Source organism: Pseudomonas sp. 210_17 TE3656, assembly GCF_054821965.1.
The window spans coordinates 3,498,418-3,512,509 of sequence record NZ_JBTRBC010000001.1 but is presented as its reverse complement, the minus strand read 5'-3'; the positions used below and the strand labels follow the sequence as shown (position 1 = coordinate 3,512,509).

Sequence of the window (14,092 nt, the reverse complement as noted above, 5' to 3'; positions counted from 1 at the left end):
TGAATAAGGGATTGAACTATGCAAATCCAAGTCAATAGCGACAACCATATTCAAGGCAACATTCGACTGGAAGAGTGGGTCCGCAGCACCGTAGAAAGCACGCTCGAACGATTTGATGAAGACCTCACCCGCGTCGAGGTCCACCTGCGCGACGAGAATGGCGACAAGCCAGGTCCGCACGACAAACGCTGCCAGATGGAGGCACGCCCAAAAGGCCATCAACCGATTTCCGTAAGTCACAAATCTGCATCGCTCGACCAGGCTGTCGAGGGTGCCGCGATCAAGCTCAACCACGCCCTGGAGCACTTCTACGGCAAGCTGCGCAGCAAACGTGCGGTGACCCAGCAAAGCGTTGACGGCGCCCAGAACGACGGTTTGCTACAGGAAGAATTTCTGGAGAACGAGCAAGCTCGCAGTATTAGCTGAATGACATAACGCAGACGGTAAAAAGGCGAGCCCGGTGGGCTCGCCTTTTTTATTGCAACAACTGCCTTGAAACCAGACCCGGTGGGAGCGGGCTTGCCCCGCGATTGCAGTGTTGCAGTCACATCGCATCGCGGGGCAAGCCCGCTCCCACAGACCGCCATCCCAACAGATGTTATTTACTTTCTTCGATCTCTTTGCCGCTCGCATCGATAGCCTTGGTCGACGGGTACTGGTAAGACGCATAACGCACCACCAGAATCGCAAACGCCAACAGCAGGATGCCGCCACACACGTACAGCAAGCCGACATCCGGCGCTTTATGGTGCGAGACATCGCCGATCAGCAGACGCGTCAGTGCGGTGATCGCCACATAGAGCAGGAAGCGGATCGGCATGTGGTTGGTCTTGAAGTAGATCCCCACCATCGCGCCCAGCTCGAGGTAGATGAACAGCAGCAGGATGTCATCGACGCTGACACCGCCCTTGCCGAGCATATCGATGAAGGTCGCCACCGCCGCATAGGCAGTAATCGCACCGATGCCGAACAGGGCCAGGTAGTGAAATGCTTCGACGCAGAGGTTGCCCAGCGAGTCCGCCGAGCCATGCAGGCCTTTGCGCAGTTTGTCTGCCCATTTGATGTTCACGATTTCGCTTTCCTTGATACGGCTGGGAGGATGATGCGCCACACGCATGACGCTTTTTCTGCATGCAGTAAAAAGGCCAGGGGCTGTGTTTGAGAAGGCGACCAAACGCCGCAAGGCACAGCCATCGCAGGCTGTGCCTTGTGCTTTCAACCGTAGGTTGGAAAAACCGTGTTATTCCAGCGCCGAAGCCGGGCCGAAGAACTCGTAGCGGCTCTGCTTCTCAGGAACGCCCAGGCCCTTGAGGTGCCCCTTGACCGTGGCCATGAAGCCTTTCGGGCCGAGGAAGTAGGCATCCAGGTCGCGCTCCTGCGGCAGCCATTCGTTGAGCTGGTCGGCCGTCAGCAAGCCAACGGCATCGGCAGGTTCACTGACACCATCGTCTTCGGCATAGCAGTAGAAGCGTTTGACCTGCGGGTAACGCGCTGCCAGACCATCGACCCAGTCACGGAACGCGTGCACCGCACCGTTGCGTGCGCAGTGGATGAAGTGCACCAGACGCCCGCTTTCCAGCGCCGCTTCCAGCATCGGCAGGGTCGGGGTGATGCCGACGCCGCCGCTGATCAGCACCAGCGGCTTGTCGCTGGCGCTCAAGGTGAACTCGCCCGATGGCGGGAACAGCTTGATGGTGTCGCCCACGGCCAGTTGCTCGTGCAGGTAGTTGGAAACCTTGCCACCGGCCTCGCGCTTGACGCTGATGCGGTACTGACCGGCATTGCTCAGGGCCGACAGCGAATAGTTGCGGCGCTGTTCAACGCCGTCGATGAACAGCTGCAGGCCGATGTACTGACCGGGTTCGGCGCTGAGAATCGCACCACCATCGAGCGGAGCGAAGTAGAAGGAAACGATCTCGCTGCTTTCGTCGACGCGCTGCACCAGTTTGAAGTCGCGCGCACCACGCCAGCCACCCGGAGCGGCGGCTTTCTGGGCATAGATGTCGCCTTCGGCACCGATGAGGATATCGGCCAGTTGCTGGTAAGCGGCGCCCCACGCAGCAATCACTTCAGGGGTGGCGATTTCCTTGCCGAGCACTTCTTCAATGGCGCGCAGCAGGCAGCTACCGACGATAGGGTAATGTTCCGGAAGGATCTGCAAGGCCACATGCTTGTTGATGATCTGGCCGACCAGGCCACCGAGCTGTTCGAGCTGGTCGATGTGCCGGGCATACATCAATACACCGTTGGCCAGGGCCCGAGGCTGGTCGCCGCTGGCCTGGTGCGCCTGGTTGAACAGCGGGCGCACTTCCGGGTATTCGCTGAGCATCAGTTTGTAGAAGTGAGTGGTCAGCGCCTCACCGCCGCTTTCCAGCAGGGGAACAGTGGCTTTGACGATTGCACGATCCTGGGCATTGAGCATGGATGACTCCTGAGCCTGTGGCTTCTTGATGAATGCCTTGGCTAATTCAGTTTCCATGCCAACTTTAAAATCCATATAAATCAATGAGTTATATTTTATAGAGTCATAAAGACCAGGAATGCGATATAGTCAATAAGACCAACAGGAGTCTTTATGACCGCAAAATCCCTGCTCACCGCCCTACTGCCGCTGGTCAGCGATCTGGCCCGCGACCTGCCCGAGCGCGAACGCTACCGACGCCTGCTCGAAGCCATGCGCAGCCTGTTGCCCTGCGACGCTGCCGCGCTGCTGCGTCTGGACGGTGACTGGCTGGTGCCGCTGGCGGTCGATGGCTTGAGCACCGACACCCTTGGGCGGCGCTTCAAGGTCAACGAACATCCGCGCTTCGAGGCGATTCTCGGCAACAGCGCACCCACCCGTTTTGCCAGCGACAGCGAGCTGCCCGACCCTTACGACGGCCTGGTCGAAGGCCTGCATCAGCACCTGGAAGTCCACGACTGCATGGGCTGCCCGCTGTACGTCGATGAGCAGCCCTGGGGCCTGATCACCCTCGATGCGCTGGACCCGGAGCAGTTCCAGCAGGTCGAACTCGATGCCCTGCAGGCCTTCGCCAGCCTGGCAGAAGCCACGGTCAACGTCGCCGAACGCATCGAGCGCCTGGCGTTGCGCGCCGAGGATGAACATGAACGCGCCGAAGTGTATCGCCAGGCCAGCGGCCAGCAGCACAAGGAACTGATCGGTCAGAGCAAAGCGCACAAACGCCTGCTGGAGGAAATCCAGCTGGTCGGCAGCAGCGACCTGACCGTGCTGATCACCGGTGAAACCGGGGTCGGCAAAGAGCTGGTGGCCCAGGCCATCCACCAGACTTCAAGCCGTGCCGACAAACCGATGATCAGCCTCAACTGCGCAGCCTTGCCCGACACCCTGGTAGAGAGCGAGCTGTTCGGCCATGTGCGCGGCGCCTTTACCGGTGCCGTCGGTGAACGCCGTGGCAAGTTCGAACTGGCCAACGGCGGTACGCTGTTTCTCGACGAAGTCGGCGAGCTGTCGCTGACGGTACAGGCCAAGCTGCTGCGCGTGCTGCAGAGCGGGCAATTGCAGCGACTGGGTTCAGACCAGGAGCACCGCGTCGACGTACGTCTGATCGCCGCCACCAACCGCGACCTGGCCGATGAAGTGCGCAGCGGACGTTATCGCGCCGATTTCTATCATCGTCTGAGCGTCTACCCGTTGCTGGTACCGCCACTGCGCGAACGCGGGCGCGATGTGCTGCTGCTCAGCGGCTACTTTCTCGAACAGAATCGCTCGCGCATGGGCCTGGGCAGCCTGCGCCTGAGCGCTGAAGCCCAGGCCGCGCTGCTGGCCTACGACTGGCCGGGCAACGTGCGTGAACTGGAGCACCTGATCGGCCGCTCGGCGCTCAAGGCCCTCGGCCAGCACCGCCAGCGCCCGAAGATTCTGACCCTGGATGCTGCCGACCTGGACCTGAGACCTGTCGAACCTGTGGCCAATCACAGCCAGGCACCGCTACCTGTCGAAGTGCCCCTGCCTGGCGGCGACCTGCGCCAGGCCCTCGATGATTACCAGCGCCAGCTGATCCAGGCCTGTCTTGAGCGCCATCAGCACAACTGGGCCAGCAGCGCCCGCGAACTGGGCCTGGACCGCGCCAATCTCGGTCGCCTGGCCAAGCGCCTGGGTCTACGCTGATTTGTGCAAGCGATTAAAGCCACGGACTGGCGGGTCGATAACCCGGCATCTCCCCATTTCAATCTGTCCTGAAGGTGCCTATGGCCTCGCAAAATGCCCGCGCGGACTCGCTGTCGTTGCTGCTGTTCACTCTGCGCAGTGGCAAGCTGATGGCGATCAACCTGCTCAAGGTCAGTGAAATCATTCCCTGCCCGCCGCTGACCAAACTGCCGGAGTCGCACCCCCACGTCAAAGGCGTGGCCACCCTGCGTGGCAACTCGCTGTCGGTGATCGACCTGTCCCGGGCCATTGGCGAACGGCCGCTGGAAGATCCCCAGGGCGGCTGCCTGATCGTCACCGACATCAGCCGTTCCAAGCAGGGCCTGCATGTGCAGGCGGTGAGCAAGATCGTGCATTGCCTGAGCACCGACATCAAACCGCCGCCCTATGGCTCGGGCAGCAAGTCGTTCATCACCGGCGTCACCCGGGTCGACAACACCCTGGTGCAGGTGCTGGACATCGAAAAAGTCATCCATGGCATCGCCCCGCCTGCTCACGAAGTGCTCACCAGCGAGTTGAGCGCGGATGATGCGTCGCTGCTGGCCGCCACCAATATCCTGGTGGTCGATGACAGCCAGGTCGCCCTGCAGCAATCGGTGCACACCCTGCGCAGCCTCGGGATCGAATGCCACACCGCGCGCAGCGCCAAGGATGCGATCAACACCCTGCTGGAGTTGCAAGGCACCGAGCAGGAAATCAACGTGGTGGTCTCGGATATCGAAATGTCCGAAATGGACGGCTACGCCTTCACCCGCACCCTGCGCGACACCCCGGACTTCAAGCACCTCTATGTACTGCTGCATACCTCTCTGGACAGTGCCATGAACAGCGAAAAAGCCAGGCTCGCCGGGGCCAATGCGGTGCTGACCAAGTTCTCCTCACCGGACCTGACCGATTGCCTGATCGTCGCCGCCCGCGCCGTGGCCTTCGCAGAGGGCTGACACACAAGCGCTGAGGGTTGTGCTTGAAAGTGCCTGAACCTCAGGCACAATCGAGTCCATTGTCAATCGAGTCCCCGCTAAACCGTGAACACTGCCCAAACTGGCGATATCCGCTTCGACTGCACCGGCTGCGGCAAGTGCTGCACCGGCCACCACGTCCCCCTGACCCTGAGCGAAGCCCGCCAATGGACGAGCTCCGGCGGCCAGGTCATCGTCCTGGTCGAATCCTTCCTGGCCAACGGCCTGGGCTTGCCCGCCGATCAGCGCGAACATGCCTTGCGCCGTTCCTGGCCGGTGCCGTGCGGTAGCACCGAGGCGCATGTGGCGATCACCTTCGCCGCCTTCAACCCCGAACGCTGCCGCAACCTGGATGCCGATGACCGCTGCACCATCTACGAAATCCGGCCACTGGTGTGCCGTATCTATCCGATGGAAATCAACCCGCACATCCCCTTGCGCCCCGAAGCCAAGGACTGCCCCAGTGAAGCCTGGCAAAGCGGCCCGCCGCTGATCCACGGCCAGCACCTGGTCGACCGGCGCCTGGCCGAGCTGATCGAACGCTCGCGCCAGGCCGACCGCGACGATATCCGTGGCAAAGTCGCCATCTGCCAGGCACTGGGCATTGATACCAGCGCGCTGAAAGGTAACGGCTTCACCGCCTATTTGCCTGACACCCAGGCCCTGGCCCAGGCACTGCAAGAAGTCCGCCCCGAGGGACAGGTCGCCCCCTGGACCCTGCATGTGCTCGACCCGCAGTTGTGTGAACAACTCGAGGCCTGCGGTGCCCGGATCCGCAGCGAAGCGGCCGGGCACTACGGCTTCATCGGTTTTTGATCAGCCTCAATGGCAGCGCCGCCAGAACTCGGCGGCCAAGCGCCGCAAATCCTCGGCAAGTGCAGCCACGTCACTGGCGCTGAGGTGGCTCTGCTGACCGACCTGCACCGTTGACTCGCTGGCCTGGCGAATACTGATGATGTTGCAGTTGATGCTCTCGCTGACCTGGCTCTGCTGTTCCACCGCCGCCGCGATCTGCACACTCATCTCGCTGATCTGTCTGACCCGCAGGCTGATGCCGTCCAGCGCACTGGCCGCGCGCCGGGCCTGATCGACGCTGTGCCCGGCATGCTCGCTGCTCTGCTGCATCACCTGTACCGCATCGCGGGCACCGACCTGCAGGACGCTGATCATGCGCTGAATCTCGTGAGTTGATTGCGCTGTACGCTGCGCCAGGCTGCGCACCTCATCGGCGACCACGGCAAAACCACGGCCCTGATCCCCCGCCCGAGCGGCCTCGATAGCGGCGTTGAGTGCCAGCAGGTTGGTCTGCTCGGCAATCCCGCGAATCACCTCCACCACCCCGGTGATCTCGCTGCTGTGGTTCTGCAGGGTGTGGATAACCTCGGTGGCGGCATCCAGCGAGCTGGCCAGTTCCTGGATCGCGCTACGGTTGAGATCGACCAGCTGGTGCCCGGCACGGGTTTCACCTTCGGCCTGATCGGCGGCCTGGGAGGCTTGCTGGGCATTGCTGGCGACCTGGGCGACGCTGGCGGCCATCTGGTTGATCGCGGTAGCGATCTGATCGGCTTCGCCCTGCTGCTCGAGGCTGTTGCTGTGACTGCTTTGCAGTGATTGCGCCAGCGAACCGCTGTGTCCGGCCAGGCGTCGGGAAGTGTCGCCGATGCGCCCGACCACCGCACCGAGCTGGCCCTTGAGCATACGCAGGGCGAAATCGATCTGGCCAATGCCATCGCGTCGGCCGGTATACAACTGCTGGCTCAACGGGTTATCGGCGATGGTCAGGGCTTCGGCACACAGACGCTGAAACGGCTTGAGCACGGCAAGAATGACCAACGCACTCAAACCACTGGCCAGCAGCACCTCCAGCACGCCTTGCCAGGGCAATACCGGCAGCAACCAGCGCGTGAGCGCCGAGGCCAGCACCACCCCAAGCGTCACCCCTGCCCACAGTTGCCAGCCAAGCCCCAGCACCGGTAAACGCTGCCACCAGGCCTGGCGCCCACTGCGCAGCTGTGCATAACAGCGCTCGGCGGCCTCGATCTGCTCGGCGCTGGGTTTGGTCCGTACCGATTGATACTCCACCGTATGGCCCTGACTGGCGATGGGCGAAACGAAAGCGCTGACCCAGTAGTGATCGCCACTCTTGCAACGGTTCTTTACCAGCCCCATCCACGACTGGCCGCGTTTTAGCGTCTGCCACATCTGCTCGAATGCCTGTGACGGCATATCCGGATGGCGCACGATATGGTGAGCGCTGCCTATCAGTTCTTCACGGCTGAAACCGCTGATCTTGACGAAGTCATCATTGGCGTAGGTGATTACACTGGAGAGATCGGTGGTGGAAAGGATATTGGCGTCACCGGGATAATCCACATTGCGACCGGTCACAGGCATATTGCTCTTCATCGGAGGCACTCGTTGTTATTGGGAGAATCGGCAGGGCGTACGACTCTAGTGACAAATTGGCCCGATTTATTGATCCAGCTCAGGATAATTGGCAATTGGCCATTACCCTCCCCTACAAGCTGTCAGCGCTGTCAGTTAGCCGTCACGCTGCTGACCTGATCGAGCCGCTATAAACTAGGCATGACCCCTCTGCCAGCGGTGCCCGGCAAGCATGCGAATCAACTCCCGTACTCTTGTGATCAGCACCCTCCTCCTCGCCCTGGCAGGTGCTGCCCTGTGGTTGTCCAGCCGTTCGGGCAGTGAAAAGCCGGCCGGGGTTACGGCCATTCCGGTACGGGTGGTCAGCGTCAAGCAGCAGGATGTGCCGCGCTTTGTCAGCGGAATCGGGTCGGTGCTGTCGCTGCACAGCGTGGTCATCCGTCCGCAGGTCGAAGGGGTGCTGACCCGCCTGCTGGTCAAAGAGGGTCAGTGGGTCAAGCAAGGCGATCTGCTGGCGACCATCGACGACCGCGCCATCCGCGCCAGCCTGGAGCAGGCCAAGGCGCAGCTGGGTCAGAGTCAGGCGCAACTGCAGGTCGCCGGTGTCGACCTCAAGCGTTACAAGCTGCTCAGTACCGACAATGGCGTATCACGCCAGACCCTGGACCAGCAGCAAGCGCTGTTCAATCAGTTGCAAGCCACCGTGCTGGGCAATCAGGCCGCGATTGCCGCCGCTCAGGTGCAATTGTCCTACACCCAGATTCTTTCGCCGGTGACCGGCAGGGTCGGTATCCGCAATGTCGATGAAGGCAACTTCCTGCGCGTGGCCGATACCCAGGGACTGTTCAGCGTCACCCAGATCGACCCGATCGGGGTCGAGTTCTCCTTGCCGCAACACATGTTGCCGACCTTGCAGGGGCTGCTCAAAGCGCAACCCCCGGCGGTGGTCCAGGCTTACCTGGAAGGCGATGGCGACAGCAGCGGCACGTTGCTGGCCGAGGGTCATCTGACCCTGATCGACAATCAGGTGGCCGCCAACACCGGGACCATCCGGGTCAAGGCCGAGTTCGCCAACCCCGACGCCCGCCTCTGGCCTGGTCAACTGGTGACCCTGAAGCTGCAGACCGCACTGGAGCAGAACGCCCTGGTGGTGCCTCCCCAGGTGGTGCAGCGCGGCATTGACGGGCACTACGTGTACCGGCTGGCCGGCAACAAAGTCGAAAGCGTGCCGGTCAAAGTGCTGTATCAGGACAGCGCCCTGAACATCATCGCCGGGGTCAGCCGAGACGATAAACTGGTCTCCGACGGCCAGTCCCGGCTCAAGCCCGGGGCCACTGTCGAAGTGGCCGCTGAAACGGCCGCACCTGAAGACGTGGCCGCCGGCCAGGTGCAGCCATGAACGCCCGCGGTTCGCTATCGCGCTGGTGTATCGACCGCCCGATCGCCACGCTGCTGCTGACATTCGCGCTGGTGCTGCTCGGGGCCATCGCCTTTCCCCGCCTGCCGGTCGCGCCCTTGCCCGAGGCCGATTTCCCGACGATCCAGGTCACCGCCCAGTTGCCCGGCGCCAGCCCCGAGACCATGGCCTCGTCGGTGGCCACGCCGTTGGAAGTGCAGTTCAGTGCCATCCCCGGCATGACCCAGATGACCTCCAGCAGCGCCCTGGGTTCGACCAACCTGATCCTGCAGTTCAGCCTGGAAAAAAGCATCGACACCGCCGCCCAGGAAGTCCAGGCCGCGATCAACACCGCCACCGCGCGCCTGCCCCAGGACATGCCCAGCCCGCCGACCTGGCGCAAGGTCAACCCGGCGGACAGCCCGGTGCTGATCCTCACCGTCAGCTCGGCGCAGATGCCGGCCAACGAACTGAGCGACTACGCCGAAACCCTGCTGGCCAGGCAACTGAGCCAGATCGAAGGCGTCGGCCTGATCAACATCACCGGCCAGTTGCGCCCGGCCATCCGTGTTCAGGCCCAACCGGAAAAACTCGCCGCCCTGGGACTGACCCTCGCCGACCTGCGCCAGGCCATCCAGCAAACCAGCTTGAACCTGGCCAAAGGCGCGCTGTATGGCGAAAGCAGCGTCTCGACCCTGGCCACCAACGACCAGCTGTTCCACCCCGAGGAATACGCCCAGCTGATCGTCTCCTACCGCGACGGCGCGCCGGTGCACCTGAAGGATGTCGCCAAGGTCATCAACGGCGCCGAAAATGCCTACGTCAAAGCCTGGTCCGGCGAGCAGCAGGGCCTCAACCTGGTGGTGTTCCGCCAGCCCGGCGCCAACATTGTCGAAACCGTCGACGGCATCATGGAGGCGTTGCCACGGCTTGAGCAGATGCTGCCGGCGTCGGTCGAGGTCTCGGTGCTCAACGACCGTACCCAAACCATTCGTGCCTCTCTGCACGAAGTGGAAATCACCCTGATGATCGCGGTGATTCTGGTGATCGGGGTGATGGCGCTGTTCCTGCGGCAATGGTCGGCGACCTTGATCGTGTCCAGCGTGCTCGGCGTGTCGCTGATCGCCAGCTTTGCCCTGATGTACCTGTTCGGCTTCAGCCTGAACAACCTGACCCTGGTGGCCATCGTCATCGCCGTGGGTTTTGTGGTCGATGACGCGATCGTGGTGGTGGAGAACATCCACCGTCACCTGGAGGCCGGCGACAGCAAGCGCGAGGCGGCGATCAAGGGCGCCGGAGAGATCGGCTTTACCGTGGTCTCGATCAGTTTTTCGCTGGTGGCGGCGTTTATTCCGTTGCTGTTCATGGGCGGTGTGGTTGGCCGTCTGTTCAAGGAATTCGCCCTCACCGCAACCTCGACCATCCTCATATCGGTGGTGGTCTCGCTGACCCTGGCACCGACTTTATGCGCCCTGTTCATGGAGCGCCCCGAACACAAAGACCAACACAAGGTCACTTTCGGCGAACGCCTGCTGGCCTGGTACGAACGCGTGCTGGTCAAGGCCCTGGCGCATCAGCGGCTGATGATGGGGATCTTCGGCGTCACCCTGGCGCTGGCGGTGGTCGGCTATGTTGCCATTCCCAAAGGCTTCTTCCCGGTCCAGGACACCGGCTTCATCCTCGGCACCTCGGAAGGTGCTGCGGATATCTCTTACCCGGACATGATCAAAAAGCACCAGGCACTGGCCAAGGTCATCGAAGCCGACCCGGCAGTGCGGGCGTTCTCCCATGCGGTCGGGGTCACTGGCAGCAACCAGACCATCGCCAACGGCCGCTTCTGGATTGCCCTCAAGGACCGCGGTGATCGCGACGTGTCGGCCAGCGAGTTCATCGATCGCCTGCGCCCGAAACTGGCCAAGGTACCCGGCGTGGTCCTCTACCTGCGCGCCGGCCAGGACATCAACCTCAGCTCCGGCCCCACCCGCAGCCAGTACCAGTACGTGCTCAAAAGCAACGACGGCGCGGCGCTGAACCTGTGGACCCAGCGCCTGACCGAACGCCTGAAGGCCAACCCGGCCTTTCGTGATCTGTCCAACGACCTGCAACTGGGCGCCAGCGTCACCCGCATCGATATCGACCGCCGCGCCGCGGCACGCTTCGGCCTGACCACCACCGACATCGACCAGGCGCTCTATGACGCCTTCGGGCAGCGCCAGATCAGCGAATTCCAGACCGAAACCAACCAGTACAAGGTGATCCTCGAACTCGACGCCCGCCAGCGCGGCAAGGCCGAAAGCCTGAACTACTTCTACCTGCGCTCACCGCTGACCGGCGAGATGGTGCCGCTGTCGGTGCTGGCCAAAGTCGCGCCGCCGAGTACCGGGCCGTTGTCGATCAGCCATGACGGCCTGTTTCCTGCGGCCAACCTGTCGTTCAACCTGGCCTCCGGTGTAGCGTTGGGTGATGCGGTGCAGATCCTCGAACGCACCCAACGCGAGTTGGGCATGCCCGACTCGATCATCGGCAATTTCCAGGGTGCGGCGCAGGCTTTCCAGAGTTCGCTGTCGAGCCAGCCGTGGCTGATCCTCGCCGCGTTGGTGGCGGTGTACATCATCCTCGGCGTGCTTTACGAGAGTTTCGTCCATCCGCTAACCATCATCTCCACTCTGCCCTCCGCCGGGCTTGGCGCGTTGGCGCTGCTGTGGCTGTCGGGCCAGGACTTCAGCATCATGGGCCTGATCGGCATTGTGCTGTTGATCGGGATCGTCAAGAAGAACGGCATCCTGCTCATCGACTTTGCCCTGGATGCCCAGCGCAATCTGGGCCTGAGCCCCGAGCAAGCGATCCACCAGGCCTGCCTGACGCGCTTTCGGCCGATCATGATGACCACCCTCGCTGCCCTGCTCGGTGCCGTGCCGTTGATGTTCGGCATGGGCGCTGGCGCCGAACTGCGCCAGCCGCTGGGGATTGCCGTGGTCGGCGGCTTGCTGGTCAGCCAGGCGCTGACACTGTTCACCACGCCAATCATATACTTGGCCCTGGAACGCTTGTTCCATCGGCGTCAGGCGTCGCAAAGCGCGACGCAGCCCAATGCCAGTTGAGAACCGAACATGCGTGTGCTGATTATCGAAGATGAAGAAAAGACCGCCGACTACCTGCACCGCGGCCTGACCGAACAAGGTTTCACCGTGGACCTGGCCCGCGACGGCATCGACGGCCTGCACCTGGCCCTGGAAGGCGACTACGCGGTGATCGTGCTCGACGTCATGCTCCCCGGCCTGGACGGTTATGGCGTGCTGCGCGCCCTGCGCGCGCGCAAGCAGACGCCGGTGATCATGCTCACCGCCCGCGAGCGGGTCGAAGACCGCATTCATGGCCTGCGCGAGGGCGCCGATGACTACCTCGGCAAGCCGTTCTCCTTCCTCGAACTGGTCGCTCGCCTGCAAGCCCTGACCCGCCGTAGCGGCAGCCACGAACCGGTGCAGATCCAGGTCGCCGATCTGTGGGTCGACCTGATCAGCCGCAAGGCCAGCCGCGCTGGGCAACGCCTGGACCTGACCGCCAAGGAGTTCTCGCTGCTCAGTGTGCTGGCCCGGCGCCAGGGCGAAATCCTCTCCAAGACCGCCATCGCCGAACTGGTCTGGGACATCAACTTCGACAGCGATGCCAACGTCGTCGAAGTGGCGATCAAGCGCCTGCGCGCCAAGCTCGACGGCCCCTTTGAAACCAAGCTGCTGCATACCATTCGAGGCATGGGCTATGTTCTGGAAAACCGTGCCGGCTAACTCCATCGCCCTGCGCCTGAGCGTGCTGTTTACCCTGGTCGCACTGGGTGTGTTCCTGTTGATCGGCAGCGCCTTGTACAGGCAGGTGGACCGCAGCCTGGACCTGCTGCCCGTGGCGGAACTGGAAGCGCGCTTCAGTGTGCTGGAGTCGTCGCTGACCCGCTACGACACCACCGAGCACTGGGCGAAGATCACCAACAAGCTCAACCTGCTCGGCGAAGAAGATCGCCGTATCCGCTTCTGGGTGGTCAGTGGCAACAGCACGTTCGAGTACGGCCATCCCGATGCCGGCATCCGCGCTTTCGCCCAAGGGGCACTGGGTATGCGCGACCTGCGCCTGGCCGATAGCCCCTACCCGTACAAAGTACTGGTCAGTGAATTGCCGGCCATGGGCACGCGCCCGCCGCTGCGTTTTCTGATCGCCATCAACACCGAAACCTTCTGGGAGACGCAACACACCTTGCTGGTGGCGATTATCGGCCTGTCGGTGTTCGGCGTTTTCCTCGCCTCATTGCTCGGTTACTGGGTGGCGCGGGTCGGGCTCAAGCCGCTGGGCACGCTCTCGGCAGAAGCGCAAAAACTTGCGCCGCCTCGCTTGAGCGGTCGCCTGCAGCTATCCGACCTGCCACCGGAAGTGGCGCAGTTCGCCAGCGCCTTCAACTCCACCCTGGAGCGGGTCGACCAGGCCTACACCCGCCTTGAAGCCTTCAACGCCGACGTCGCCCATGAACTGCGCTCACCGCTGACCAACCTGATCGGCCAGACCCAGGTGGCGCTGACCCGGGGGCGCAGTGCCGAGCATTACTTCGAGGTGCTGCAATCGAACCTGGAAGAACTCGAACGCCTGCGCACCATCATCAACGACATGCTGTTCCTCGCCAGCGCCGACCAGGGCAGCAAGGCCACGGCCCTGACCTGCAGCTCGCTGGCCGAAGAAGTGGCGGCGACCCTCGATTACCTCGACTACATCCTCGAGGACGCCCAGGTACGCGTCGAAGTCAGTGGCGACGCCCAGGCGCACATCGAAAAGGCCCAGTTGCGCCGAGCCCTGATCAACCTGCTGAATAACGCCGTGCAACACACCGCCGCCCAGCAGGTTATCCAGGTGCGTATCGAACAGGTCGATGGGCAGATCAGCATCGCGGTGAGCAATCCGGGGCCGGCGATTGCCGAGGAACATCTGCCGATGCTGTTCGAGCGCTTCTACCGGGTCGATGCCGCGCGCACCAGTGGTGCTGGCAACCATGGATTGGGGCTGGCGATCGTCAAGGCGATTGCCCTGATGCATGGTGGCAGCGTGTTCGTGCGCAGCCAGGCGGGGGCCAATACCTTCGGGATTATGTTGCCGGCCTGAAGCCCATCGCGGGGCAAGCCCGCTCCCACAGTGGTGGACCGGTGG

Annotated in this window: 11 protein-coding genes and 1 pseudogene; 8 read left to right on the top strand and 4 right to left on the bottom strand. The window is 62.7% G+C overall.

The features are described 5' to 3' along the window. Positions 1-18 precede the first annotated feature (18 nt). Positions 19-426, top strand: a complete 408-nt coding sequence (locus ACVI9W_RS16550) for an HPF/RaiA family ribosome-associated protein (protein WP_038607024.1) — start codon at positions 19-21, stop codon at positions 424-426. A 172-nt stretch (positions 427-598) separates the two neighbouring features. On the opposite strand, the gene ACVI9W_RS16545 is transcribed toward ACVI9W_RS16550, so the two are convergent. Both ACVI9W_RS16545 and hmpA read right to left on the bottom strand, forming a co-directional pair. After that, positions 599-1,069, bottom strand: coding sequence for a phosphate-starvation-inducible protein PsiE (locus tag ACVI9W_RS16545; protein ID WP_157191180.1), 471 nt, complete (start codon positions 1,067-1,069; stop codon positions 599-601). 171 nt (positions 1,070-1,240) lie between these two features. Further along, a complete protein-coding gene (hmpA, locus tag ACVI9W_RS16540; protein ID WP_038616241.1) occupies positions 1,241-2,422 on the bottom strand; it encodes an NO-inducible flavohemoprotein in 1,182 nt (393 codons plus the stop codon). Between the two features lie 153 nt (positions 2,423-2,575). Between hmpA and norR the strand changes: the two genes are divergently transcribed. From norR to ACVI9W_RS16525, 3 genes are all read left to right on the top strand, one after another. Continuing rightward, complete coding sequence (gene norR / locus ACVI9W_RS16535; protein ID WP_461530550.1) at positions 2,576-4,129, top strand: nitric oxide reductase transcriptional regulator NorR; 1,554 nt, start codon at positions 2,576-2,578, stop codon at positions 4,127-4,129. An 80-nt stretch (positions 4,130-4,209) separates the two neighbouring features. Further along, positions 4,210-5,109, top strand: a complete 900-nt coding sequence (locus ACVI9W_RS16530) for a chemotaxis protein (protein ID WP_038607019.1) — start codon at positions 4,210-4,212, stop codon at positions 5,107-5,109. An 84-nt stretch (positions 5,110-5,193) separates the two neighbouring features. Continuing rightward, the gene (locus ACVI9W_RS16525) at positions 5,194-5,943 is read left to right on the top strand and encodes a YkgJ family cysteine cluster protein (protein WP_461530549.1); all 750 of its coding nucleotides are present in this window, start codon (positions 5,194-5,196) and stop codon (positions 5,941-5,943) included. Between the two features lie 6 nt (positions 5,944-5,949). Here the strand turns inward: ACVI9W_RS16525 and ACVI9W_RS16520 are convergent, their stop codons facing one another. Together ACVI9W_RS16520 and ACVI9W_RS16515 are read right to left on the bottom strand one after the other, a co-directional pair. Continuing rightward, entirely contained in the window at positions 5,950-7,011 is a 1,062-nt protein-coding gene (locus ACVI9W_RS16520; RefSeq protein ID WP_461531840.1) for a methyl-accepting chemotaxis protein, read from the bottom strand. A 240-nt stretch (positions 7,012-7,251) separates the two neighbouring features. Beyond that, positions 7,252-7,521, bottom strand: a pseudogene (locus ACVI9W_RS16515) (PAS domain-containing protein); the annotation flags it as partial. Positions 7,522-7,744: 223 nt separating this feature from the next. Here ACVI9W_RS16515 and ACVI9W_RS16510 point away from each other — a divergent pair. Genes ACVI9W_RS16510 through ACVI9W_RS16495 form a run of 4 tightly spaced genes read left to right on the top strand, consistent with a single transcriptional unit; the run spans position 7,745 to position 14,047 of the window. Continuing rightward, the gene (locus tag ACVI9W_RS16510; RefSeq protein WP_157191176.1) at positions 7,745-8,911 is read left to right on the top strand and encodes an efflux RND transporter periplasmic adaptor subunit; all 1,167 of its coding nucleotides are present in this window, start codon (positions 7,745-7,747) and stop codon (positions 8,909-8,911) included. After that, complete coding sequence (locus ACVI9W_RS16505; RefSeq protein ID WP_461530548.1) at positions 8,908-12,009, top strand: multidrug efflux RND transporter permease subunit; 3,102 nt, start codon at positions 8,908-8,910, stop codon at positions 12,007-12,009. The genes ACVI9W_RS16510 and ACVI9W_RS16505 overlap by 4 nt, the downstream gene beginning before the upstream one ends. A 9-nt stretch (positions 12,010-12,018) precedes the next feature. Continuing rightward, positions 12,019-12,693, top strand: coding sequence for a heavy metal response regulator transcription factor (locus ACVI9W_RS16500; RefSeq protein ID WP_038607006.1), 675 nt, complete (start codon positions 12,019-12,021; stop codon positions 12,691-12,693). Further along, the gene (locus ACVI9W_RS16495; RefSeq protein WP_461530547.1) at positions 12,668-14,047 is read left to right on the top strand and encodes a heavy metal sensor histidine kinase; all 1,380 of its coding nucleotides are present in this window, start codon (positions 12,668-12,670) and stop codon (positions 14,045-14,047) included. Before ACVI9W_RS16500 ends, ACVI9W_RS16495 begins: the two co-directional genes overlap by 26 nt. Positions 14,048-14,092 lie beyond the last annotated feature (45 nt).